25 protein-coding genes are annotated in these 25,223 nt (G+C 56.7%); 11 read left to right on the top strand and 14 right to left on the bottom strand.

Going from position 1 to position 25,223, the window contains the following annotated elements; translation table 11 throughout:
* A partial coding sequence (locus Q1J88_RS08850; RefSeq protein WP_301117271.1) for an ABC transporter substrate-binding protein occupies positions 1-385 on the top strand: 385 nt, incomplete at its 5' end.
* Positions 386-397: 12 nt separating this feature from the next.
* A complete protein-coding gene (locus Q1J88_RS08845) occupies positions 398-1,183 on the top strand; it encodes a phytanoyl-CoA dioxygenase family protein (RefSeq protein WP_301117270.1) in 786 nt (261 codons plus the stop codon).
* Between the two features lie 18 nt (positions 1,184-1,201).
* Here the strand turns inward: Q1J88_RS08845 and Q1J88_RS08840 are convergent, their stop codons facing one another.
* The gene (locus Q1J88_RS08840; RefSeq protein ID WP_301117269.1) at positions 1,202-1,786 is read right to left on the bottom strand and encodes a MarR family transcriptional regulator; all 585 of its coding nucleotides are present in this window, start codon (positions 1,784-1,786) and stop codon (positions 1,202-1,204) included.
* 283 nt (positions 1,787-2,069) lie between these two features.
* Between Q1J88_RS08840 and Q1J88_RS08835 the strand changes: the two genes are divergently transcribed.
* The 6 genes from Q1J88_RS08835 to Q1J88_RS08810 are packed head-to-tail and all read left to right on the top strand — an operon-like array spanning position 2,070 to position 7,653.
* The gene (locus Q1J88_RS08835; RefSeq protein WP_301117268.1) at positions 2,070-3,254 is read left to right on the top strand and encodes an ABC transporter substrate-binding protein; all 1,185 of its coding nucleotides are present in this window, start codon (positions 2,070-2,072) and stop codon (positions 3,252-3,254) included.
* A 15-nt stretch (positions 3,255-3,269) separates the two neighbouring features.
* On the top strand, positions 3,270-4,190 hold the full coding sequence (locus tag Q1J88_RS08830) for a branched-chain amino acid ABC transporter permease (RefSeq protein ID WP_301117267.1): 921 nt from the start codon (positions 3,270-3,272) through the stop codon (positions 4,188-4,190).
* 1 nt (position 4,191) lies between these two features.
* Complete coding sequence (locus tag Q1J88_RS08825; RefSeq protein WP_301117266.1) at positions 4,192-5,175, top strand: branched-chain amino acid ABC transporter permease; 984 nt, start codon at positions 4,192-4,194, stop codon at positions 5,173-5,175.
* A complete protein-coding gene (locus Q1J88_RS08820) occupies positions 5,172-5,927 on the top strand; it encodes an ABC transporter ATP-binding protein (RefSeq protein WP_301117265.1) in 756 nt (251 codons plus the stop codon). The genes Q1J88_RS08825 and Q1J88_RS08820 overlap by 4 nt, the downstream gene beginning before the upstream one ends.
* The gene (locus Q1J88_RS08815; protein WP_301117264.1) at positions 5,924-6,646 is read left to right on the top strand and encodes an ABC transporter ATP-binding protein; all 723 of its coding nucleotides are present in this window, start codon (positions 5,924-5,926) and stop codon (positions 6,644-6,646) included. The genes Q1J88_RS08820 and Q1J88_RS08815 overlap by 4 nt, the downstream gene beginning before the upstream one ends.
* A gap of 38 nt (positions 6,647-6,684) precedes the next feature.
* The gene (locus tag Q1J88_RS08810) at positions 6,685-7,653 is read left to right on the top strand and encodes a dihydrodipicolinate synthase family protein (RefSeq protein ID WP_301117263.1); all 969 of its coding nucleotides are present in this window, start codon (positions 6,685-6,687) and stop codon (positions 7,651-7,653) included.
* Positions 7,654-7,762: 109 nt separating this feature from the next.
* Here the strand turns inward: Q1J88_RS08810 and Q1J88_RS08805 are convergent, their stop codons facing one another.
* The 11 genes from Q1J88_RS08805 to Q1J88_RS08755 form a co-directional block, all read right to left on the bottom strand.
* The gene (locus tag Q1J88_RS08805) at positions 7,763-9,031 is read right to left on the bottom strand and encodes a Rieske 2Fe-2S domain-containing protein (protein WP_301117262.1); all 1,269 of its coding nucleotides are present in this window, start codon (positions 9,029-9,031) and stop codon (positions 7,763-7,765) included.
* A gap of 31 nt (positions 9,032-9,062) precedes the next feature.
* Positions 9,063-9,530, bottom strand: a complete 468-nt coding sequence (locus Q1J88_RS08800; RefSeq protein WP_301117261.1) for an aromatic-ring-hydroxylating dioxygenase subunit beta — start codon at positions 9,528-9,530, stop codon at positions 9,063-9,065.
* 33 nt (positions 9,531-9,563) lie between these two features.
* On the bottom strand, positions 9,564-11,027 hold the full coding sequence (locus Q1J88_RS08795) for an aldehyde dehydrogenase family protein (protein ID WP_301117260.1): 1,464 nt from the start codon (positions 11,025-11,027) through the stop codon (positions 9,564-9,566).
* A 10-nt stretch (positions 11,028-11,037) separates the two neighbouring features.
* Positions 11,038-12,069, bottom strand: coding sequence for a cupin domain-containing protein (locus Q1J88_RS08790; RefSeq protein WP_301117259.1), 1,032 nt, complete (start codon positions 12,067-12,069; stop codon positions 11,038-11,040).
* A 72-nt stretch (positions 12,070-12,141) separates the two neighbouring features.
* Positions 12,142-13,140, bottom strand: a complete 999-nt coding sequence (locus Q1J88_RS08785) for an ABC transporter substrate-binding protein (protein WP_301117258.1) — start codon at positions 13,138-13,140, stop codon at positions 12,142-12,144.
* Entirely contained in the window at positions 13,133-13,588 is a 456-nt protein-coding gene (locus Q1J88_RS08780; RefSeq protein WP_301117257.1) for a MarR family winged helix-turn-helix transcriptional regulator, read from the bottom strand. The genes Q1J88_RS08785 and Q1J88_RS08780 overlap by 8 nt, the downstream gene beginning before the upstream one ends.
* A 337-nt stretch (positions 13,589-13,925) precedes the next feature.
* The gene (gene dnaQ, locus Q1J88_RS08775; protein WP_301117256.1) at positions 13,926-14,651 is read right to left on the bottom strand and encodes a DNA polymerase III subunit epsilon; all 726 of its coding nucleotides are present in this window, start codon (positions 14,649-14,651) and stop codon (positions 13,926-13,928) included.
* 117 nt (positions 14,652-14,768) lie between these two features.
* A complete protein-coding gene (locus Q1J88_RS08770; protein ID WP_301117255.1) occupies positions 14,769-17,798 on the bottom strand; it encodes an efflux RND transporter permease subunit in 3,030 nt (1,009 codons plus the stop codon).
* A gap of 7 nt (positions 17,799-17,805) precedes the next feature.
* On the bottom strand, positions 17,806-18,912 hold the full coding sequence (locus Q1J88_RS08765; protein ID WP_301117254.1) for an efflux RND transporter periplasmic adaptor subunit: 1,107 nt from the start codon (positions 18,910-18,912) through the stop codon (positions 17,806-17,808).
* A gap of 86 nt (positions 18,913-18,998) precedes the next feature.
* On the bottom strand, positions 18,999-19,454 hold the full coding sequence (gene rnhA, locus Q1J88_RS08760; RefSeq protein ID WP_301117253.1) for a ribonuclease HI: 456 nt from the start codon (positions 19,452-19,454) through the stop codon (positions 18,999-19,001).
* A gap of 10 nt (positions 19,455-19,464) precedes the next feature.
* Positions 19,465-20,250 (bottom strand): methyltransferase domain-containing protein, encoded by a 786-nt coding sequence (locus Q1J88_RS08755; RefSeq protein ID WP_301117252.1) that lies wholly within the window; start codon positions 20,248-20,250, stop codon positions 19,465-19,467.
* Between the two features lie 30 nt (positions 20,251-20,280).
* On the opposite strand from Q1J88_RS08755, the gene gloB reads away from it, so the two are divergent.
* Genes gloB through fabI form a run of 3 tightly spaced genes read left to right on the top strand, consistent with a single transcriptional unit; the run spans position 20,281 to position 23,275 of the window.
* Positions 20,281-21,075 carry a hydroxyacylglutathione hydrolase gene (gene gloB / locus Q1J88_RS08750; RefSeq protein WP_301117251.1) on the top strand — a complete coding sequence of 265 codons (795 nt, stop codon included), beginning with the start codon at positions 20,281-20,283 and terminating at the stop codon, positions 21,073-21,075.
* A gap of 4 nt (positions 21,076-21,079) precedes the next feature.
* A complete protein-coding gene (locus Q1J88_RS08745) occupies positions 21,080-22,462 on the top strand; it encodes a transglycosylase SLT domain-containing protein (RefSeq protein ID WP_301117250.1) in 1,383 nt (460 codons plus the stop codon).
* Positions 22,463-22,492: 30 nt separating this feature from the next.
* Positions 22,493-23,275, top strand: coding sequence for an enoyl-ACP reductase FabI (gene fabI, locus Q1J88_RS08740; protein WP_301117249.1), 783 nt, complete (start codon positions 22,493-22,495; stop codon positions 23,273-23,275).
* Between the two features lie 87 nt (positions 23,276-23,362).
* Here fabI and Q1J88_RS08735 read toward each other — a convergent pair whose 3' ends face one another.
* On the bottom strand, positions 23,363-24,061 hold the full coding sequence (locus tag Q1J88_RS08735; RefSeq protein WP_301117248.1) for a glutathione S-transferase: 699 nt from the start codon (positions 24,059-24,061) through the stop codon (positions 23,363-23,365).
* A 2-nt stretch (positions 24,062-24,063) separates the two neighbouring features.
* Positions 24,064-25,026, bottom strand: a complete 963-nt coding sequence (locus tag Q1J88_RS08730) for a nitronate monooxygenase (protein WP_301117247.1) — start codon at positions 25,024-25,026, stop codon at positions 24,064-24,066.
* Positions 25,027-25,223 lie beyond the last annotated feature (197 nt).

Below are 25,223 nucleotides of genomic sequence, written 5' to 3'. Positions count from 1 at the left end.
TGGATTCATCACTGCCGCTTCCTGGGCACCCGACTCAGACAACCCGCAAAACAAGGCTTTCGTCAAGGCATTCGAAGAAAAGTACGGCCGGATTCCAACGATGTTCGCCGCCTACAGCTATGACGCAGCCCAGCTTATCGATTCGGCCATTACCAAGGTCAAAGGCAACCTTGACGACAAAGATGCTGTCCGCGCAGCTCTGAAAGCGGCAGACTTCCCGTCGGTGCGCGGCTCATTCCGCTTCAACAATAATCACTTCCCGATTCAGGATTACCACATTCTGCAAATTGCGAAGGACGACAAGGGTCGGGCGTATCGCTCCATCCTTACAACACCCTTCAAAGACCGCGAAGATCCCTTCGCCAAGCAATGTCCGATGGTTTAAGGAGAAAGCAAAATGGTTACGACACTAGAGACCATCACTGAAGAAGATATCAAACGCTACGAAACAGATGGCGCGATCTGCCTGCGCGGCCTGTTCGACGAGTATTGGGTCGAACGCATGCGACAAGCCGTCGGAAAGTATTTGAACCGCTCCACAAAATTTACGGTGGACTGGGTGCTCTGGCCTACCGACCCCGACATGCGTGATTTCGCCTTCGAGTCGCCGGCAGCTTCAATCGCGCAACGACTGATGCGCAGCAATAGCGTTCGCTTGTATTTTGATCAGATTTTCGTAAAGGAGCCAGGCACGGAAACCCCGACCGCATGGCACCACGACCAGCCATTCTGGCCGATCAAGGGAAGACAGGTATGTTCGATCTGGCTTGCCCTTGATCCGGTCACTCGCGAGTCGAGCGGGCTCGAATACATCAAAGGGTCACACCTGTGGGAAGAAGAGTATCGCCCGGCGGCATTCAGCGGCTCGAACGGAAACCCCTTCAAGGATGCCAAGCACGGCATACCGGTACCAGACTTTGATTCCATGCGCGACAAGTATGAGTTTCTCAGCTGGGATCTCAACCCCGGAGACTGCCTGATCCATCAGGGGATGGCCGTACATGGCGCCAGCGGCAACCGTACGCGCACGCAAATTCGCCGCGCCTTGTCGACCCGGTGGATCGGCGATGACATCGTCTACTATCCTCGCCCCGGCCTGGATGGCAAGATGTATGACGACAGGCTTCAGGAAGGCGACCCACTGACCACGGACAAATTCCCCGAAGTCATCAAGGCTGGATAAGCAGGCGGGCGCTGATTATCAGCGCTTGCTTGTGCCTGGATTTCTGGCGGACCGGATAGCTTTGGACCCAAGCCATGTATCGCTATCCGAATCCGTATCGATGACAGAAGCGTCGCCTTGCGATAATGCCGACGCTCTCATGTTGCTGTCATTTTCAAGTGTCTGTCGTAACTGACGAAGAAGAAGCTTGAGAAGAGTCTCTTCGGTCTTGGACATATTGCTGATCATCAGCTCGCGCAGTTCCTTGAGGATCTGAGTCAGCAGCGGCTGCAGCGAACGTGCGTGATCAGTCAGGTAAACGCGAACCTTGCGTTTGTCTTCGGCGTCGCGCTCACGGTAAACCAGGTTTTCGAGTTCCATCGCGCGCAGCATCTCGACCGTGGACGAGCCCTTGATGCCCAGTCGCTCGCTGAGCTCTCTTTGCGTGATGCCATCTTGCTGGAACAAGGTGCGCAAGCAATACCAGTGTCCTCCACGAATATCGTGCTGTGCAATGCGCAGGTACAAGGCACGCTTGACGGCACGCCCGGTGTCCGCAATGAGGAAGCCCATGCTGTCGTCCAGCTCAGAATCGAAAGTAGAAGGTTCAGTGTGTGCGGACATAAATTTAGATTGGTACCTAATAAAAAATTACCGAAGGTACGAAAGATTTGACCTTTTATTGCAACGAACTCGTTCGGGTCCTTCACAAAACAAAGGCCCTTTTCAAACCCGAAACGGGTCCCCTGATTGTAGTTGTTTATCCACTTTTTCGCCATAGAAAGCGCCTGTCAGAAAAATAACGGCGCTTTTGAAAAAGGGATTGACAGAAAATCCCCGCTTGCAAATAATACTAGGTACCTAATAAAAATTCGTCAAGTTGTCGTACGAATAAATGGAGAGAGACATGATCCCCCGACTGCAAAAACTCGCCGCCGCCCTGTTGCTGGCATCCAGCTCCATCTGCACTGCTGCCGTCGCCGCCGAAGAAAAACCCATCAAAATTGGCTTTGTCGCCGAGCTTTCGGGGCCTCAGGCGGCGCTAGGACAAGATCAATATGACGCCCTCATGCTCCTGATCGAGCAAAGAGGAGGAAAGCTTGGCGGTTTCCCGGTAGAGGTTCTACGTGAAGACAGCCAGCTAAAGCCAGAGATTGCAGTCCAGGTAACCCAAAAGCTCATCGAGCGCGATAACGTCGATCTCATTACCGGCCTGACATTCACCCCTACAGCCGTGGCGGCCAGCAAGGTAGCCATTGCCAATGAAGTCTTCGTGATCGCTTCCAACGGATCGAGCAACGCCATGGCAGGGGAAGAGTGTTCTCCCTTCGTATTCGTTGTGTCCTGGCAGCCCGTGCCACACGTGGCTGTACTGTCAAAGTACGCCGATCAGCAAGGTTATAAGCGGGTCAGCCTGATGGGGCCGAACTACGCCACCGGCAAGAACTTCCTGTCCATCTTCAAGGACAACTACTCCGGAACCATCGTCGACGAAATCTACACTCCGATGTCTCAGCAGGATTTCTCGGCCGAGCTGCTTCAGCTGTCCGCTTCGAAGCCCGATGCGGTCTTCGTGTTCTACCCCGGTGGTCTTGGAATCAACTTTGTTCGTCAATACCGGCAATCCGGGCTGGGAGACAACATACCGCTCATGGCGCTTGGCGCACTGGACGGAACAAACCTTCCCGCATTGGGCGATGCGGCCCTGGGCTTCATCACTGGCAGCACCTGGGCATACGACATGGACAACGAAAGCAATCGCACATTTGTGGAAGGCTTCGAAAAGAAATACGGGCGTATTCCCACCATGATGGCTGCGCAAGGCTACGACGCTGCCCTTCTGATTGACTCGGCCATCGCCAAGGTCAACGGCAAGCTCGACGACAAGGAAGCCTTCCGCGCTGCGCTCAAGGAAGCCGATTTCAAGACAGTGCGAGGCAAGTTCCGATTTGGCAACAACCAGTTCCCCATCCAGGACTTTCACATCCTCGAGATCAAGCGGGATGCCAAGGGCCGGGTCAACCAGTCACTTATCAGCACACCAATGGTAGACGCAGTGGATCCGTTCGCCTCGCAGTGCAATATGTCCTGATGCCTCGGAGCCTACATGTCGTTCCCTTTAGTCGCTTTACAGCTGTTGAACGGACTGCAGCTGGGTATCTTGCTTTTTTTGATGTCTGCGGGTCTGACACTGGTGCTGGGCATCATGAGCTTCGTCAACTTGATGCATGGCTCGCTCTTCATGCTGGGCGCTTACTTTTCAGCCGCCACGTTGAACAGCACTGGCTCGTTTCTATGGGCCGTGGTGGTTGGCGTGGCCGGCACCCTGGTGGTGGGATTGATTCTCGAGCGGATCATATTCCGCAAGCTATACAAAAGAGACCACTTGTACCAGGTGCTGGCCACCGTCGGCCTGATTCTGTTCTTCAATGAAGTAGTCAGAATGATTTGGGGATCGGGCGCGATGTCTACGTCCATCCCCGAGTTTCTGCAAGGAACCGTCCAGCTGTTCGGCCTGCGTTATCCGGTGTATCGCTTTGCGATCATCGTAACAGGCCTCTGTGTCGGCCTGCTCCTCTACATCCTGATTCACCGGACCCGCATCGGCATTCTGATACGGGCCGGGGCATCGAATGCCACGATGATTGCGTCACTGGGCATCAACATCCGTCGGCTGAATGCGGGAGTCGTGGGATTGGGTGCGGCTCTGGCCGGATTAGCCGGCCTGATGGCGGCCCCGTTTACATCGGTACAAGCGGGTATGGGCGAACCCATTCTGATCATGACTCTGGTCGTGATTGTCACGGGAGGAATCGGCTCGGTACGCGGCGCGTTTTACGGCGCCATCATTGTTGGCCTGGTTGACACCGTTGGGCGCGTGTTCTTGCCCGTGCTGCTTCGCGGGTTCATGGAACCTCTGCAAGCGCAAACACTAAGCGCAGCCATTGCATCGGTATTGATCTATCTGGTCATGGCCGCCGTCCTGGCCCTCAAACCCGAAGGCTTGTTTCCAGTGAAGCACGGATAACATGAATAACCAATTGAATCTTCGCGCATTGGTGGGCGGAGCACTGATGCTCTCGTTCGCTGTCCTGCCAATCGTCGCTCACCTGATCGGCGAAAGCTACTTCATCACCTACGCCACCCGGATCCTTATCATGGCGCTTGCCGCGGCAGGCCTCAACATCGCGCTGGGTTATGGGGGCATGATCAGTCTCGGCCACGCCCTGTATCTCGGGCTGGGCGCCTACGCTGTGGGCATCTGCGCCCATCACGGGATCGGCAACGGCTGGATACAGTTGCTGGTTGCACTGGGTGTAGGCGGTGCCTTGGCTTGCGTGCTGGGGCTGATCTGCCTGCGCACAAAAGGCATGGCGTTCATCATGATCACCCTGGCTTTCGCTCAGATGTTCTATTTTTTGGTCGTCACGCTGGACGACTATGGTGGCGACGACGGATTGCCCATTGCAGCGCGCAGCGCCTTTGGCGGCCTCAACATCGAGAACAGCACCGTCTTCTACTATCTGTCGTTTGCGATTCTTGTCGCCACCCTGCTGTTCACCGCGCGCATGGTCAAGGCTCGCTTCGGCCGCGTCATCCGGGGCTGCCACTCAAATCATCAGCGCATGCAAACCCTGGGTTACGACACCATGCGATATCGGCTGGCCGCCTACGTCATATCTGCACTGATATGTGTCATTGCCGGTTTCCTTCTTGCCAATCTCGTGAGATTCGCGTCGCCCTCCTATCTGATGTGGATAGTCTCCGGCGAACTCATGGTGATGGTCATTCTTGGCGGAATGGGAACCGTCATGGGTCCGGTCGTGGGCGCGGTTGTCATCCTTCTGATCGAGGCCGTCTTTGCCAATTCAAGCTTTGGCCTGTCCACGGAGCTGGCAACGTTCATCAATGACCATTGGATGGCTGTGTTGGGCATTGTGGTGGTGCTGGGAACCATGCTGGTCGAGAAAGGGCTGTATGGATCCTTGCCCGAGCGGAGAAACAGGGCATGAGCGCATTGCTTCAGATATCAGATCTTTACAAAAGCTTCCGCGGCATTGTCGCAACCGACCGCGCGACCCTGACTGTCGACAAGGGCGAACTGCATGCCTTGATCGGACCCAACGGTGCAGGCAAGAGCACGCTTGTCAACCAGATTTCCGGCGAAATCGCCCCCGACTCAGGCTCGATTGTCTTCGACGGCAACGACATCACCCGATGGAAGGCGCCCAAACGGGCGCAAGCCGGACTGGTGCGCTCATATCAGATCACTTCGGTGTTCAACGACATGACCGCGCTTGAGAACGTGGTGATGGCCGTACAAGCCCGCAACAGAAGTCATTTCGGCTCGTGGAAAGACACGATGAAAGACCCGAGCCTGACCACACCTGCGCTTGAAGCGCTGGAACTCGTCGACCTGGCTGGTCAGGTCGATGTACCTGCCGGAGAGATGGCACACGGCGGGCGCAGGCAGCTCGAGCTGGCCATGGCAGTCGCCTTGCAACCAAAGCTCATGTTGCTGGACGAACCCCTGGCCGGCATGAGTCAGTCTGAATCAGAGTCCATGACACGTCTGCTTGGCCGCCTCAAAAAAGAAGTCACCATTTTGCTCATTGAACACGATATGCAAGCCGTGTTCGCCCTTGCGGACAGAGTCACCGTTCTTGTTGCCGGGCGCCCCATCGCCACGGGCCTTCCTGACGAAATACGAAACAGCCAGCTTGTAAAGGACGCTTATCTGGGAGAGCCGGAGGAACTATTGTGAACAGCAGTTCTGCACCCTTGTTGAAAGTTAACGGCATTGCCGCGGGATATGGCAAGAGTCAGGCATTGTGGGACGTATCACTAACAATCCATCCAGGCGAAGTCATCACCTTGATCGGGCGTAACGGTATGGGCAAGACCACCACCATACGGTCGATCATGGGGCAACTTCCCTTGCGCGGGGGATGCATCGACTTCCATGGCCTCACCATTTCCGATCTGCCCGACTTCCGCATCGCGCAATGCGGCATCGGTCTAGTACCCGAAGGCCGGGGCATTTTCCCGAATCTCAGCGTCCGCGAAAACCTCATCTGCGCCCACTCGAATCGCCACGGAATCCGCGATCCCTGGGATCTCGAACGGGTTTACACCATGTTTCCACGCCTGAAGGAGCGCGAACGCAATAGCGGCGCGAATCTGTCAGGCGGAGAACAACAGATGCTTGCCATCGGTCGGGCACTGATGACCAATCCACTGCTACTTGTCCTGGATGAAGCGACTGAAGGTCTGGCACCTTTGGTCCGCCGCGAGATCTGGCGGTGCCTTGAGACATTACGAGAACAAGGGCAAGCCATGCTGGTCATTGACAAGAATCTTGGGCCGCTTTCCCGACTCGCTGACAGACATTACGTCATGGAAAAAGGACGCGTCGTCTGGGAAGGCGATTCCACCGCTTTACGAGAACAGGCATCGCAAGTCCAACAGTACATCGGTGTGTGATTGCCAACAGCCGCCAATTGAACAAGGAGGGGCATTGAATGAAAGTAACGTATGACGATATCGTAGGTGTAGTAGGCATTGTGCCGACGCCGGCAACCGCCGATGCTAGCCACTGGAGCGCGACACAGACCATCAACCTGTCCGAGACCGAAAAAATGGTCAGACTGGTTACCGCTGCAGGTGTCGATGTCCTGATGACCAATGGCACTTTCGGAGAAGGTGCCTCACTGCTCGAAGAAGAACATCTCGATTTCGTTCGCTGCGTGGTGCAAACAAATGCCCGCTCCCGACCAGTGTTTGCCGGTATCACTACATTGAACACCCGCGAGACCATCCGGCGCGCACGAAAGCTGCTGGATGTCGGCGCAGACGGATTGTTTGTGGGCAGACCGATGTGGCTGGCCCTGGATGACGCCGGCATAGTGCGCTACTACCAGGACCTGGCAGAGGCGCTGCCCGGTGTGCCGCTGATTGTCTACGACAACCCTATCGCCTTCAAGGGCAAGATCTCTCCTGAAGCCTACGAGGCTCTGGCCAACATTCCAGAAGTGATTGCCTCCAAACATGTCGGCGGCCCAACCCTGCCAAATGATCTGGCAGCCGTCGGTGACCGCATGCGCATTTTGCCCCTGGCAACAGAATGGTGTCCCGTAGCGGAACAGTATCCAGACCTTGCGAAAGCATGCTGGTCAGGTGGCATCGCCTGCGCGCCCTCTCCAATTGTGGCGGCCTCACGCGCAATTCTGGCACGCGACTGGGAAAAGGCGCGCAAAATTACCGAACAGCTGATCTGGGCAGAGGCCCCGATGTTCCCGGGTGGTGAGCTCACCCGCTTCATGGACTACAGCATTCAAATCGGCCACATGCGATTCGAGGCCGCCGGCCTGATCAATCCAGGGCCACCCCGGCCGCCCTACACTCAATTGCCCGAAGCCTACAAGCAGGGAGCACAGGAATGCGGCCGACGCTGGGCCTCACTCGAGCGGGAGTACGGCGCGACTGCATAAGTCGGCACGCCAATGCAAAGAGTCCGGGCTGGTCCCGGACTTTTTTTTATTTAAACATGAAGCCCAGAAGCTGTGAGGCTTCCGGGCTTTGTACGGCCTGGGTGCAGGCTTAAGGACGAGGATGACCGTACATGACCTCGCGATACAGCTCGTAGAATCCGCGAATTGCCGACTCAGAAACCATCTCGCCCGCTTGCGGCGACTCGGATGAACTTCCACCCAGTTCCACGACGCAATTCAGGTCAGGATTGGCGAGCATGCCTGATGCTGAAAGTTCGAAGACCTCGTTGTCATCGACAGAAATATAGCCGGCTGCACCAGTAAGGTTGGCAAGGCGTGTGCGGCGAAGCGTCATTTCTTCGTCATCGTCCTCATAACCGAAGAAAGTCCACGAAAGCTCGAACTCGTTTGGCCCCAGCGGAATCACATTGCGACACTGCAGCAGGTTTTGCTGTTGCTGCACCGTCAAGCAAGGGAACATCGTCAGGTTTTGAATAGTGATGTCGTCCGGAAACTCCTTGACCGGCGTGACAGGGCGCATGTCGTTGAGTTCAAAATTGGATTTGTAAGACCGCATCTCATCGTGAGACTTGAGCTGATCGCGAGGCGTGGCGATCGACTCCACGACATTATGGGCGTGTGTTTTATCATCATTGAAGAGATTGCCTTTTTGGTCCATGCGATAAAGGCCAAAGCTGATCAGGAACACATGCAGCAGGGTTGCATGATAGGAATCCTTCAGGTTTTCTGGATACAACTTCCAGTTGCCACGAAGGCGTTGCCGCTGATAGCCCAGCACCTTCAACTTTCTGCCATCGAACACCCGGGTGAACTTCTCGTATACCTTTTCAGTCAGGTAATCCTTCATGGGTAGCGCGTTATGGTCGAAGGTGGCAAACACGGCGCCGTTGACCACCTCGACACGCAGTGCCTTCAGAGAGTTCGCCGCCATGTCAAAGTCGGCCGGATAGCCACCAATGCCTTTTGCGCCCTTGCGAAACGGCACACCCATCAACTTGCCTTTCAGGTCGTAGGTCCACTGATGGTATGGACACATCAGCACGCGGTTGGAGCCGAATTTATCCAGGCATACTTCTGCGGCGCGATGAGCGCAGCTGTTCAGCAGGACATTGATCTGATTGTCCTTGTCGCGCACCATGATCACCGGGCGCTCGCCCACCATCGCCCTTTTGTAGTCGCCGGGATTGGGAACTTCGCAGTCCAGTCCGATAAATGACCAGAACGGTCCGTAGAATATTTTCTCGAGCTCGAGCTGGTAATTATCTTTATCGGAATACACCCAGTTAGGAATGCGCGTGCAGTCCTCGGTGGGCCATTCCAGTGTTTTCTTTTGAAATTCAATAGCGACAGACGCCATGTCTCTCTCCTGTTGTTCTGTCTACTGACTATCAGATTGGGTGAACGATCGAACCAGGCACAAGCTCGTTATCGAACACCACATCGCGCGCGGCAAAGAGCCATTCGGACTGGCTTGTATCTATCTGGTCGAAGCTGCGGCCCAAGAGCTGTACGCGGGGGTTGCCATCGGTTTGAGTGAAGTACACAACGAACTGGCTGCGCGTATGCAGCAGGTTTGCGTCCTGCTTTACGATGCGTACATTGGAGACCAGGTGCGTAACGTATCGAGGTGCGTAGACCAAGGTGTTGCGTATGGCGGTGACACGATCTATCAGCGCGCCGCGGCTCTCTGCCAGAATCACGCACATCGGAAGATTCCGTTCGTAATTGACCCGTGAAATCAGTCTGTATCGGCATTCTTGTGTATATAACTCGGGCCATTTTTCCAGTTCGTTATCGCAGATAACTTGCGCATGCGTTGCATAAAGACGTTCGGCCTTAAGAATGTTCTCGCTCATTCGTATTCCTAAAGAAGAAAACTTCGCCGGGCGCTAGGCCAGGCTGACGTGTATGTTTTTGTTTTGTGTGTACGACAGCAGCTCGGACAGCCCTTCTTCGCGTCCAATTCCCGATTTCTTGTATCCACCGAATTCTGCGCCGATAAAATGCGAACCGACTTTGTTGATCCAGACAAAGCCGGATTCGACCCTGGCGGCCAGCCTGTGCGCGCGGACAAGACTGGTTGACCAGATAGAGGCCGTGAGCCCATATTCGAGCGCGTTAACCTGTTCGATCAAGGAGTCTTCGTCGTCCCAGGGAATCACTGCCAGTACGGGGCCGAAAGCCTCCTCGCGGAACAGGCGCATGTCGGGCGTGACGTCGGCAAATACAGTCGGCTCGATGAACCATCCCTTTTCCAAAGCAGGATCGTTGGGTCTGCCGCCACCACAGATGAGTCGCGCCCCCTCGTTGCGCGCCGAGTCGATCAAATCCATGACCTTGTTGAACTGGGCCTGGGAAATCAGGCAACCCATGGTCGTTTCGGGATCAGTCGGAATGCCGCAGCGGTGCGCCCTTGCAATCAGACCGGGAAGCACCTCAAGAAATTTATCGTAATGGCTGCGATGCACGAAACATCTGGATGTGGATCCGCATGACTGTCCGGCCCACGTGAAGTTCATTCCACCGATCGCCCCTTTTGTGGCCTTGTCGACGTCGGCATCCGGGCAAATAATGAGAGGATTCTTGCCCCCCAGTTCCAATGTGACGGGAATGATTTTCTCTGCGCTGGACTTGAGGACAGCTACACCCGTCTCGGTAGAGCCGATAAGCGTCACGCGTCTGACCAGTGGATGCCTGACCAGGGCTTCACCGCACTCACGATCGCCGCTGACAATATTCAGCACACCGGGCGGGAAGATGTCTTGGGCCAGTTCGGCCAGACGATAGGCGGACAATGGCGCCTGCACCGGCGGTTTCATGATCACCGAGTTGCCGGCCGCGATCACCGGAGCAAGCTTGCTGGCCAGGAACATGAGCGGATGGTTATACGCGACAATTCGCACAACTACGCCAAACGGCTCGCGCACACTGTAATTGACAACATCTTCGCCCATGGGAAGTGTCTCGCCCTTGAGCTCGTAGACCAATCCAGCGTAGTAATCCAGTTGAGCTGCCGCGCTCAACACATCACGTTTCATCTCGCGGATGGGATTTCCGCAGTTTATCGAGTCAAGCCACGCCAGTTCATCGGCATTTTCGCGAAGCCGCGTTGCCAGCGCGCGAAGTGCCGTAGCACGCTCTATAGGCAAGGTGCGACGCCATGACTTGAATGCCTCATGCGCTGCAAGTACGGCCTGATTGACGTCGTCGGTGTTGGCCTGGGCAACCGGGCCCAGCTGTTCCTGCGTGGCCGGATTAAGCGTAACTGCATAACCACCCAGCGGCTCATGCCATTGGCCGCCATAGAAAAGATCCCGCTTCGCAGGCAAAGAAAACTCTGTAGGTGTACCCATAAATTTCTCGTCAATCCTGGAGTTTTTCTTTTAGCAGTCCAAGCCGCCGGTACACTTCGCGATCTGTCACCATGAAGATCGAAGTGTCGGGGTCATCGGAATAGTGAGTTGCCCAAAGGTTCTGCGGCACGGTGAAAATGTCGTGAGCCTTCCAGTCGATACGCTTGTCTCCGATGACGCTGTAGCCGGAGCCCCCTACGACGCAGCACACGGTGTTGGCGGTGGACTGGTACGGGCGCGTTGCGGTCCCTGTCACCGGCGCCATCAAATAGCAGTCGAGCGTGCTCATGACGCTGCCCCCGTCGACAGGGTTGACATAGCGAACCTTCTTGCCGCCGTCGGATCCGACCGGCGCATTCTGCAAGGCCTTCCATGCGTCGGCGCGCGGATACCTGAAGACGGGCGAGTATTCGCGCTGATGGCCGTCAACACCTGGCAGGATATTGGCGGTGGAAAACGCGATGTCGTCGTATTGAGGAGTCTGATCGCGCACGGGACCCGGCTGAAAGTCGTCGGTGCCAAGGAACAAGTGCAGATAGACGTCGAGCACGTCCATCCAGATGGTGGGGCCTTCGCCGGCATGGTAGTGCTCATGCCAGCACCAGCCGGGGGTCAGGATCAGATCGCCGGGTTCCATCGGGCAATCCTTTCCGTCGACTATTGTTGCTGCACCCATGCCTTCCATCACGAAGCGAAGCGCGTTCATGGAATGCCGATGCGGCCGGGCACGTTCGCCTGGAAGCAAGGTCTGCATTGTGGCGCACACCGTCCCACACGTGAACTCGTCTTCGGGATGCTTTGAGAATGGACTGACCAGCGAAAGCACGCGACGCTCGACGACCTTGGGCGACTGAATTTCGGCAGTGCGCTGCAGGATGGGCTTGGTTACTGACCACGGCCAACTGTGCGGTTGTTCGCGTTCGATTTCCAGCTTGTGAGCCGTCGGGCTTTCCCACAAGGGCACCATCCGGTTGGCTTCCCATGCCGCGCGAAGTTCGGGCGGCGCGGGATCCTGTTTCGACAACGTTGAGGTGTCTGTCATTTTGTCTTCCTCCAGTAAGGGGCTGGCATATTCAGGTGTTGTTTTGGTGTATGTGATGCGTCTGTATGTTGTTCAGACCTTGAAATCTTCCAGACACGAGGCAGGAAACAGTTCTTCGACCTGCACTCGGCGATGCGACAACCCTTGTTCGTGCGACCATCGCAATTGCGTGTCCAGAGTATGGTGGTTCGCCTGAACGCCGTAAGACCAGAAATCCTTGCCAAACAGGCTTTGGGTCTGTTTGAAATAGGCCGGCAGGAAAGGCAGTGAAATCTTGAGCGCAGCCGTCTGACCGAGATCTGCCAGAGCGATATCCTTTGCTTGGGTAAAGGCGCGGAAAAGGCTTACTGCCGCCCACGGATTTCGCTTGAGAATGTCGTTTCGAATGCCGAGCATATGCATCACTGGAAAGATGCCGGTTTTTCTGTACCACTCGGCCTCATCGGCAGCATGATCCGGAAATAGCCGCTGAATTGAACCTGTGCCTTCAATATCGAGGTCGAAGCGGCGCGGCGCCCGGGGAGTAATAAGAGCATCGACTTCTCCGGCATCCCACAAGTCCATGATCGACCGGTCTTGTACTTTGGTGATGTTTACATCCGAAGGAGGTGTCCATGCCACCTTCTCGATACGGCCTGCCTGCTCAAGACCGGCCTGAACCCACTGAACATCGCGCGCGTGTACACCGAATTCATCGGCCAGAATGCCGCGAGCCACCATGGCGGCGGTAACCTGATATTCAGAAATGGCGACCCTGCGCCCGATGAGGTCTGACGGCTTTTCAATTCCACTGCCGTGACGCACGTAGATGCAGGAATGGCGGAAGCTTCGTGAAGGAAAGACGGGTATGGGAGTGTACGGACAGACATCGCGCGAGAAAGTCATGAGTGTCGTGGAAAACGACAGCTCGCTGACGTCAAACTCAAGGTGCCTGAATGCCCGAAAAAAAACGTCCTCTGGAGGCAGGCTCAGAAAATTGAGTTTGATGCCGTCGGGCTTGACCCTGCCGTCGATCAGGGGACGGACGCGATCGTAATCCCAGCACGCTACTGTAAGTTCAAGTTCATTCATGGCTATGAGTGGTTGTTGTAGTTGGAATGGAGTGGGTCATGACCAGTTTCGTCAGCATCCGCATGAAGGCCTTGCGCTCTTCGGGTTCCAATGGCTCCAGAAGTCGATGCTGAGTCGCCTCTGCCAAGGGCTCCATGACCACTATGAGTTCACGACCCGCATCAGTGATGTAAACGCGGTTGATACGTTTGTCTCGTGAACAGGGCTTGCGACACACCAGGCTCAGTTCTTCGAGACGCTGCAGAACGCGCATGACTGTAGTGCGGTCGATATCTGCCGCCTGGGCCAGGGAAATCTGATCGATGCCCGGCCTGTCGGAAATTACCTGCAGCGTGCCGAACTGAACGGTGGTCAGGACATACGGCTGGATACCTTCGTTAAATATGCGAAGCGATATCTGATGAAGCCGACGTATCAACGAACCTGCCTTGGATAGCGGGTCGTACACAGATGTCTCCTCTTATATTAATAGGTACCTAACAATTAATATAGAAGATCGTCAGCATAGTGTCAATTACTCGAAAACCCTTTATTTCACTATATTGAGAGAGATTTTTGCCCTCTTAGCTGTGCTTCATTTCCAACATATAAGGATAGAACCCTAACAATTTCAGGCACTATCCGGGCACCGCAGCGCAAGCGACAGGCCCTCCCGATGGGGCGCCCCACCTGGCCTGTGACCTTATCTTCTGAAAGGGATTGTCAGGGCGGTGTCGAACTTGACCGCAAAAGGACGCGAAGCCGTCAAATGGCGTCAGTACAGCTTCGGAAAGATATGAAATGCTCTAGCCGGCAACGGAATCTTCGACCATGCTTGCACGCCAGACACAAGGCTCGCCGGCTGCCTTCTCCAGGCCGTCCAGATAGGCTTCATGGGCCGCAAGCTCTTCTGGATTCGCGGGCACTACCTTTAGCACTGACGCATCAAACTGCTGCAGCGGCATGCCGCTGCTGTCCTGACTGTCGCGCGCTCCAAAATCCATGATCAACGCATCTTGGCCGCGTGTCATGGCAAGCCACACCTCGGCCAACAGCTCGGAGTCAAGCAGCGCTCCGTGCAAGGTTCGATGCGCGTTCGAGATTCCGTAGCGCTCGCATAAGGCGTCGAGGGAGTTGCGCTTGCCCGGATGCAATTCACGCGCATGAAGCAAGGAGTCGATCACCTTGCCGCACAGGGTATCGAACGACGGACGGCCCACGCTGGCCAGCTCGGCGTTCAGGAACTTGAGGTCGAACGCAGCATTGTGAATAATGACCTCGGCACCCTGCACAAAGTCACAAATGTGATGGGCGACTTCTGCAAAACGGGGGTGCTGCGACAAAAATTCGGTCGTGAGACCATGCACTGCCAGGGCCTCGGGATCGCTGTCGCGGTCCGGGTTCAGGTAAAGGTGCAGGTGATTTCCGGTAATGCTTCGATTGACGATTTCCACGCAGCCGATTTCAACGATGCGGTGGCCCAGCGCCGGATCCAGGCCTGTGGTTTCAGTATCGAGAATAATTTGGCGCATGAGAAAAGCTCTTCCTGTAAGCGGTGGCGGCCGGCCGTGCCGGCCAACCCCGGCTCAGAAATCCAAAAAGCGAAGGCCGCCTTTTTTGCGGCCCGCTGTGATTGTAGAACACGACTCCTAACGCCGCACCTTGCCCGCGATCAACGTATAGGCTACAGGTACTACGTACAATGTCAGTACCGTTCCCAGGCAAAGGCCGCCGACCAGAACCCAACCAATTTGCTGACGGGATTCAGCGCCAGCACCGCTGGCATAGGCCAGGGGCAGCACGCCCAGCACCATAGCCCCGGTGGTCATAAGTATGGGACGCAGGCGCAGCACGCTCGCTCGAAGCACTGCTTCTATTTTATCGAGCCCTTCGGCACGTAGCTGAGTCGCAAACTCAACAATCAGGATGCCGTGCTTGGTAATCAGCCCCACCAGGGTAATCAGGCCGATCTGGCTGTAGATGGACAACGACCCGCCCGACAGCATCAGGGCCAATAACGCACCAGTCATGGATAATGGCACCGAAAGCATGATGATCAGCGGGTTTCGCCAGCTCTCGAACTGGGCCGCCAGCACCAGGTAGATGAACACCAGCGCCATCACAAATACCAGATATATATTGCCTGAGGAATCGCGGAACTCGCGCGATTGGCCATCCAGGTCGGTCTGAACCGTGTCGGGCAGCATTTCAACAGCCACCTGCTGCATGTGCTCCAGCACCTCGCCCAGTGCGAAGCCTGGCGCAACAGCCGCCTGAATTTTCACCGCCCTCAAACGGTTGAAGTGGTTGAGCGACTGAGGCGAAACACTTTCGTTTACATCCAGAAAATTGGAAAGTTGCACCATTCCGCCGTCGCCAGTGCGCACGTAAATATCCGAAATGTCCTTGGGGTCCGACCGGTCTTCTTTCTTCACCTGGACAATGACGTCGTACTGCTCGCCCCCGTCGCGGTACCGCGTAACCTGACGCCCCCCCAACATGGACTCAAGTGTGCGACCCACCGTCCCGACGTCAATCCCGACATCGGCCAGCTTATCGCGATTGACCTGAACCTGCAGTTCGGGCGTATTCAGGCGCAAATCAGATTCAATGTTTTGCAGGCCGGGATATTCTTCCAGTCGGGCCATGAATGCATCGGTCAGACGCGCCAGTTCGGGGTACGAGGCCTGACTGAGAATCACAAACTCAACCGGCTTGGAAGTGGCGCGCTGCCCCAGCGAGGCCGGATTACTGGGAAAGGCCCGAACACCTGGCAAGGCGTTGAAGTGAGGCCGCAGTTCAGCCGCGATTTCCTGCTGGGATTTTTCACGCTCATTCCAATGTTTAAGGCGCAAGATGGCAAAGCCGTCGACCACTGTCGGAAATCCGATAACAGTCTGGTTGCCCGACGCCTCTGGTATCTTGGCGTACATGGCTTCGATACGCCTCATGCTTTCGAGTGTGTAATCCAGGGTCGCGCCGTCGGGTGCGGTGACGATGCCGTAGATGACACCCCGATCTTCGACCGGCGCCAGTTCGCTTTTGACGGTCTTGAACAATACGACACTGCCCAAGGCGACGATCAGACCCAGCACAAGCACAATGGCCCGGTGCCGAAGCGCCAGTTTGAGACTGTTTTCGTATCGTACGGTCAGCCCGACAAGCAAGTTCTCGATAAACGAATAAATGCGCCCATGGCTTTTCTGGTGGCGCAAAACGGTCGCGCACATCATGGGGGTGAGGGTCAGGGCCACAAAGCCCGATACCAGCACCGCCCCGGCCAGCGTCAGGGCAAATTCGATAAACAGGCGTCCCGTACGTCCTGTTGCAAACGCCAGCGGCGCGTACACAGTCACCAGGGTCAGCGTCATAGCCACAATGGCGAAGCCGATTTCCTTTGAGCCGATGAACGCCGCCTCGAGGCGACTCTTGCCCTCTTCTATATGACGATAGACGTTCTCGAGAACGACAATCGCGTCATCCACAACCAGGCCGATGGCCAGCACCATGGACAGCAATGTAAGGGTGTTGATCGAAAACCCCATGAAATACATGATGCCAAAGGCACCGATAAGCGACACGGGGATCGTGACAATGGGGATCAGGCTGGCGCGCACGCTGCGCAGGAAAAAGAAAATAACCAGTATCACCAGAACGATGGCTTCGCCAATGGTGTAGTACACCGACTTGATCGACTCCTGGATGAAGACCGAACTGTCATAGGCAATATCCAGGCTCATGCCCTCGGGCAGGCCCTCGTTGATCAGGGCGACTTCCTTCACCATGGCCTTCGACAGGTCAAGCGGATTGGCCGTGGACTGTTTGGTTATTCCAATGAGCAAGCCATCGTGCCCATTGAACCGGGCCTGAATCCGCTCATCGGCCGGCCCGATCTGCACATCGGCGACATCTGCCATGCGAACCGAATACCCCTGAACATTCGCCACAATGACATCTTTGAACTGCTCTACTGTCTGGAGGTCGGTCGTGGATACCACCGAAAACTCGCGCATTTCGGACTCAATCCGGCCAGCCGGAATCATCACGTTCTGAGAGCGCAACGCGTTTTCAACATCTTGCACCGTCAAGCGGTAGGCGGCCAACTTGGCGCGATCCACATAAATGCGCATGGACGGCAGTCGCTCGCCGTAGATCCGGACTTCGGCCGCACCAGGAAGGACGGAGAGTCTTGTCTTAACGTAACGCGTGATGTAATCCGACGCCTCCATTGTGTTCATGTTGCCGGCATTGACCGCCAGAAAGATCACGGGATTCGAGTCGGCCTCGACCTTGCTGATAATGGGCTCGTCAATCTCGTCCGGAAGGAATCGCCGCGCTCGCGCCACCTTATCGCGCACATCAGCAGCGGCGGCGTCGGGATCGCGATCCATATTGAATTTGATATTGATGAAGCTGCGTTCGGAACGGCTGCGCGATGTCATGACATCGACGCCTTCCATTCCGGCCAACTGATCTTCAAGCGGCTTGGTGACCTGCGATTCGATCACCTCGGGTGACGCCCCCTTGTAATCGGTTCGTACCGAGACCACCGGCTCGTCGATGGCCGGATACTCGCGAACCGTCAATCGCTGATACGAGATCAGGCCTATAAGGACAATGACCAGCGACAGGACGGTGGCAAATACTGGGCGTTTGATGCAGACTTCGGACAGGACCATAGCGCGCTCAGGACTCCGAAAGACCCGCTGGCCGATCCACGACTACAACAGCGCCGTCGGATATTTTCTGCAGGCCCGCCACCACAATCTCGTCACCCTCATTCAGGCCCGAGACAATCTCGACACGGCCCGAGCGGCGCTGCCCGATTCGTACGGACACCCGCTCGACCTTGTCGCCGACCACCCGATAGACGAAACGGTCTTCACCCGAAGGCACCAATGCCGTTTCGGGAACCGTCAGCACCTTGTCGTCGGCAAAGCGCAGTTCGACACGTGCGAACAGGCCCGGGCGCAGCATGTCGTCTGCATTGGCGACATTGGCCCGCAACAACAAGGAGCGGCCGCCTACGTCGACCGCCGGGCTGACTGCCCCAACGACACCTTCGCGAACCTGCCCTGGAAACGCGTCAAAACTCAGCAGCAGCTTCAGGCCGGGCTGCACCAGAGGCAAATAATGTTCGGGGATGCGAAAATCGACCTGCAGGGGGTCGACGGATTCGATGGGTACGAGGGCATCGCCCGGGCCCACATAATCGCCAACCGACACATTGCGCAGCCCGATCAGACCATCGAAGGGAGCAACGATAGTGGTCTTCTGCAGCTGCGCCTTTGCCAGGGCAACGGCAGCGCGTTGCACCTGCAACTGACTGGCCGCCTCGTCCCGTGCCTGCTTGCTGATAAAGCCCTGGCGAGTCAGCTCGCCCGCTCGTCGATCATGGCTGACAGCCAGCGCCAGGTTTGCTTCGGCCTGCTGCAGCTGAGCTTTGGCGACGCTGTCATCCAGACGCAATACCACCTGGCCCTTCTTTACCTTGCCGCCCTCTTCGATATTTATTTCGGTGATGCGACCCGTAATTTCAGACCGCAACACAACCGAGTCGCGGGACCGCAGAGTGCCAACCGCGGAAACGCTGCGGGGCATGGCATCGAGCCGGACCGGCGCCACTTCAACGCGTATGCCGGCAAGTGGTCGCCCGGATGGGCCGGGCGACGACGCTGCCGCACTATTGACGGCAGGAGCCGCCTGCTTCTTGGCCCACCATCCTGCTGCGGCAATTCCAATCGCCACCCCCACGCCCAGTGCGACGATCCAACCCAGTGTATTTGCTCTCATGTAAATGACAATCTGTATCTTACCGTCGCAGATAGTAGCGCAGGCTGACCATTTAGCGGAAGAAAATCAGTAACAGTGCCGCTTGATCACTGACTTGCGAGACTGCGGGCTTGCTCAACGCCCAGGTTGGCCAAGCGGTCAGCCGCCTCGTTGCCCGGATCGCCGGCGTGCCCACGCACCCACCTCCATGTGACCCTGTGGCGTCCGACAAGTTCGTCGAGCTCTTGCCAGAGGTCTGCATTCTTGACGGGTTTCTTGTCAGCGGTGCGCCAGTTGCGGCGCTTCCAGTTGACGAGCCACTCGCTCATCCCCTTCTGAACATATTGTGAATCGGTGTGGACGATGACGTCGCAGGGACGCTTCAAGGCCTCCAAGGCCTTGATGACCGCCAGAAGTTCCATTCGATTATTGGTGGTGTCGGGTTCCCCTCCATATATCTCTTTTTGATGCCGCCCCTGACGAAGCAGTGCGCCCCATCCCCCCCAGCCCGGGTTGCCCTTGCATGCGCCGTCCGTCCAAATCTCTACAGTCTTGCTACTCATGTTTGATTGATCAATTGTGCTTGCGGTTCTGTTCACGACTAAACGGCGAACCTGCCACGACGGCCGCCCGGCGCATACGCCTTTTCTTGTCTTTCCAGGCCGGCTCAATCAGCCGGACACCTGCCACCCGCTTTACTGCCGATACCACATAGACCGCACCGCACACCGGCCACCAGCGGTCACCGGCGGATTCCATGAACGACCAGCGAGCCAGCCACTTGGCGCTATCGCATGGCGGAACATAACAACCGAAATGCCCCCGATCGGCCTCCAGAGTCAGCAATTTGAACCAATCTTTGAGGCGGCCGAGCGAAACCTGCATGTGCGCCGGAACCGGAACGATCGGATCCAGCCCGGGGACGCGGTCGTGCGCCCCCCACAGGCTCCAGGGGTTGAACCCCGAGATCACCACCTTTCCCTCGGGTACCAATACTCTTTCGGCCTCACGCAATACCTGGTGAGGACTATTGGAACACTCCAGGACATGGGGTAATATCAGCAGGTCGATACTCTGGCTTTCCAGGGGCAGGTACTCGGGCTCGGCATACAGAGCTACCGACTGGCAGCCGGGCCGGGCATCGTCCCAGCACGAGTGCGTTCGATCCTTGTTCGGAATTCGATTGGCTTGCAGCAGATCCCATTGGGGCTGGCCAATCTGCATGGCATGGTAACCGAACACGTTGGCTACCATGCCATCGATTTTTTTCTGTTCCCAGTCTTGCACGTATTGGCCAACCGGTGTGGTCAGCCACTGTGCAAGCTCGACGGCCAGGGGCGGGCCCAAAGAAACAGACACATGAGCTCCTTGCGTTAAGGTGGAAACAACATGGCAAACACTACCAGCACGCTGACACCGGTACCGGCTTTCAGCGATAACTACATTTGGGTACTTAGTAAAGACGGTCGCGCGCTGGTCGTTGACCCGGGGCAGTCCGAGCCGATCGAGGCATTCCTCAAAGAATACCAGCTAACGCTGGACGCCATTCTACTCACACACCATCACCCCGACCATGTCGGTGGCGTCGAAACACTCAAGGCGTTGACGGGCGCTACAGTTTACGGACCCTTGAGTGAAACCTTGCCGGCGTGTGATGTCCGCCTCAAGGAAGAAGACGAAATCTTTATCGAGGGTGTGGGCATCCGTTTGTCAGTGATAGACGTCCCGGGCCACACCGCGGGGCATATTGCTTATTTCGGCTACAAGGATAACGAAACTCCGCTGGTGTTTTGCGGTGATACACTGTTTGCCGCGGGATGCGGGCGACTGTTCGAAGGGACGCCGGGCCAGATGTGGAACTCACTGAGCAAGCTCAAAGAATTGCCACTCGAAACCCTGGTGTGTTGTGCCCACGAATACACGTTGTCGAACCTGCGCTGGGCCCTCGCGGTCGAGCCGGAAAATACTGCCTTGCAACAACGCTGGAAAACCGCCACAAAGCTTCGCGAACAAGGTTTGCCCACCGTACCGTCGACCATGGGCGAAGAGCTCGAAACCAACCCCTTCTTGCGCCCACTGCAAGAAAAGGTTGCCGCTTCAGCTCGGACATATGCCAATGCAACACTGGATTCGGCCGTAGAGGTGTTCGCCTGTCTGCGCGAATGGAAGAACAACTTTAAATAAGCCCATGAACTGCCTGCGAATCCTCATTCTGCTATTTGTAGCCGTACTGGCCGGTTGCGCAAGCACTTCCAATCACACTCCCGTCAAGACTTCATATCATGCAGCCGATACCTCACGCACCGTCGATCTGACACACCCTCCGCGTGACATGTGGGACCGCATTCGACGCGGCTTTGCGATCCCCAATCTGCACTCCGAACTGGTAGACGAATGGACGGCGTACTACGCCTCGCATCCCCAATCGGTTTACCGCATGAGCGAACGCGCCGGCAAATACCTGTATTACATAGTTGAACAGCTTGAAGAGCGAGGCCTGCCAAGCGAACTGGCCCTCTTGCCGTTCGTGGAAAGTGCCTATAACCCCACTGCATACTCACGGGCCAAGGCATCGGGGCTCTGGCAATTTATTCCCAGTACCGGCCTGCACTACAACCTGAAGCAAGATACCTGGCGCGATTTGCGGCGCGATCCGGTTGCATCGACCAATGCGGCCCTTGAATACCTGACCTACCTTTACGACTTCCAGGGCGATTGGTATCTGGCCCTGGCCTCGTATAACTGGGGCGAAGGCGCCGTCAAACGGGCAGTTGAACGTAATGCAGGCCAGGGGCTGCGCACCGACTACATCTCGCTGGCCATGCCCGACGAAACGCGCAACTATGTGCCCAAGCTCCAAGCCATAAAGAACATCATTGCGAACCCCGAGCGTTACGGCATCACCCTGCCCGAAATCCGCAATGAGCCTTACTTCACTACCGTTATCGAGCCACCCTCCCTGGATCTGGCTACGGCAGCGCAATTGGCCGAGATGCCTCTGGAAGAATTCAAGGCGCTCAATGCTTCGTTCAACAGGCCCATTATTCTGGCCGAACACAAACCTACCTTGCTGCTGCCCACCGACAAGGTCGACATCTTCAACGCCAACCTTGAAGCACATAAACACAAGCTGAACAGCTGGACGACCTACCAGGCAAAAAGGGGGGAGTCGTACGCCGCCATTGCCAAGAAATTCGGGCTTTCGCTTCAGCAACTGCGCACGCTTAACGGGATAAGCAGCAAAAGTACGCGAGCAGTAGCGCAGACCCTGGTCGTGCCCCAGGAACCCCCGCGCGCAGGCATACAGCTGGCCTCGCTCGAAATGCCTGCCAACACTCCACTGCCCTCACGTACCGCCACTCAGACCCGAGGCAAACGCGACGTGGTGGTGGTGCGCGGTTCGGGCCCCAACGTCCGCACGCATACAGTACGCAAGGGCGACACTTTGTTTGCGCTGGCACGACGGTACAACACCTCGGTCGATGCTCTGCGCAAACTCAACAACCTGCCGAACAACACCTTGACCCAGGGCAAGCGTATCCGCATTCCCGGCACCGGTGTTCGCGGCTGACATCCATCCAAATACCACAAGGTCAATCATATGGGTTTCTTACAAGGCAAACGCATCCTGGTGACAGGTGTGCTGTCCAATCGTTCCATCGCCTATGGCATTGCCCAGGCCTGTCATCAGCAAGGTGCCGAACTGGCCTTCACCTATGTCGGAGAGCGTTTCAAAGATCGCGTCGAAGGATTTGCCTCCGATCTTGGCAGCAAGATAGTCATCCCCTGCGATGTTGCCGAAGATGAATCAATCGACGCCGCCATTGAACAACTGGGCAACGAGTGGGACGGCCTTGACGGTCTGGTGCACTCAATCGGGTTCGCGCCCCGGGAAGCCATTGCTGGTGATTTCCTTGAAGGGCTTTCTCGCGAAGGGTTCCGGGTTGCACACGACATTTCAGCATACAGCTTTCCTGCGTTGGCCAAGGCCGCCCTGCCGCTGCTCAAAGACAGGAACAGTTCCGTTCTGACCCTGACCTATCTGGGTGCCGAGAAAGTGGTTCCCAACTACAACACCATGGGTCTTGCCAAGGCCTCGCTCGAAGCATCCGTACGCTATCTGGCCGCGTCATTGGGCCCGCTGGGCATACGCGCCAACGGGATTTCGGCGGGTCCGATCAAAACCCTTGCTGCAAGTGGAATCAAGGACTTCGGCTCGATTCTGAAGTTTGTCGAAGCCCACGCTCCATTGCGCCGCAACGTCACCATTGAAGACGTCGGCAATGTGGCCGCCTTTTTGATGTCCGATCTGGCAGCAGGCATCACCGGCGAGATCACGCATGTAGACGCCGGCTTTTCCACCGTTATCCCCGGCATGGAGTAAACAAAGGCAGGCATTGTTATTTCGGTGCCCGCCGGGCGTCGGACTTGCCGCGTATTTCGCCCCGGACTTCGCTTATGCTTCCGGCCCTTACGGAAAGAGCTCGCCCGGCGAATCCGGCGTCCAGGGCGGGTACTTTTTCATAACCCGCGCAAACAATTCAGATTCCATCCAGCGGGTCAGCCAGGCCTGCAGTGCCGGCCAGGGCTGGGCGGCAAACCATTCCTTGTCAACGTGCGCAAACTGACGCACGAAAGGTGCAATGGCCATGTCGGCCAAGGTCCGCCGCGACCCAGAGAGCCACAGGCTATTGTTTAAACGCACTTCTAGCGAATGCAGCCACGTTGCACCCGTGTCGCGATTGAACTGCGAAAAGCCCACCGGGTCGTCAAGGGGCCAATTGTGCTGCTCTTGAGGCTTATCCAAAAAACGCCCGGGGTACTTATATCGGTCGAGCCTGGGTTTGAATTGCTCGTCGCACTCCTGAATCAGGGCCAACATCGCTGACAGGTCGCCTGTTTCTGGCGCGAGCCAGTTCTCGGGATCGTGCCGTCGTAGCGACCACAACATAATATCCAGACTCTGTTCCAGCACAGTCGAATCGGGCAGTACCAGTACAGGAACGGTTGCCTTGGGAGACGCCTGAATAAGCTCTTGCGGCTTATTGCGAAGCACAACCTCACGTAGTTCACATTTTTGTCCACTGACCGCCAGCGCCAGTCGGGCACGCATTGCATACGGACAGCGTCGGAAAGAATAGAGCTTCGGAAGATCAAGAAAATCAGGCATCGTTATTCGAACAGGCTCGGAACCGATCGCAGGCGCTGCTCGGCCTGAGCACAGATGGATTGCAGGACTTCGGCAGCGGGGGGTACCGAATCAATCAGGTCAACAGCCTCGCCCGCCCATACCATGGCTACATCGTAATCCGCATCTTGAGCGGCCTTCCAGAACGCAGGCTGTTCGGTTTCGAGTCTGCCGGCAAGCTCATCTTCGTGTCCCTCCCAGCGCCGCATGAAAGCGTTTTGCAGTGCGCGGCCGGTATAACCGTCGGGCCATTGGTAGCCCCTGACAATGTCGAAAACCCGCGTGCGCCGGGTGTCATCGCCCCGGCCCTCTACAATCCGCTGTTTGGCCTGATCGTGGCCAAGTGCTTCGCGAGTGGCATAAAAACGTGTACCCATCAGCGCGCCCTGGGCCCCCATAACCAGAGCCGCCGCCAAACCCCGACCGTCGGCAATACCCCCGGCGGCCAGAACCGGAACATCGGGCACTGCGTCCATGACCGCAGGCAGCAGTGCCATGGTCGCGCGCGAACCGCCATGGCCCCCACCTTCAGTGCCCTGAGCAACAATGACGTCGGCTCCGGCGTCGCGTGCCAAACGGGCACCGGAAACGTCCTGAACCTGACAGATCAGCCGGCAACCTCTTGCCTTGATACTGTCTGCATACTTGCCCGGATCGCCAAATGACAGCATCATCACCGACGGCCCTGCGTCGAGCACCTGTTCAAGCGCCGCCTCGGTCAGGTTCCAGGTAATGAAACCCGCACCCCACGGACGCGTCGCCAACTCCTTGACCAGCGCCAGCTCTGTCTCGAGCCAGGCACGCTCACCATAGCCGCCGCCCACCATGCCCAGCCCGCCGGCATTGGAAACCGCAGCAGCCAGGCGCCCACCTGCCACCCCACCCATAGGTCCGAGCACGACGGGGTATTGCAGGTCGAACAATTGGGCAAAGGGTGTCCTGATCACGGCGGGCTCCTCGTAAAGAAAATCTGCAGGCAGGGACGTTGAAACTTGCCCTAACTTTCGGCTGGCGACTTCACCCTGGGCTTTGGCGGAGGCGTTGCACCGATGTGGCGAGAGCGACGCTTGCGCGCCAGCTCGACTTGTTTTTGCCGCTCGCGGAAACGCTGCATTTGCTCTTCGGTGTGTGTGCCGTGGCAATG

Origin of the sequence: Pusillimonas sp., from assembly GCF_029263785.1 — a bacterium.
Lineage (GTDB): Bacteria > Pseudomonadota > Gammaproteobacteria > Burkholderiales > Burkholderiaceae_B > Pusillimonas.
This window is presented reverse-complemented; position numbering and strand designations above follow the sequence as displayed.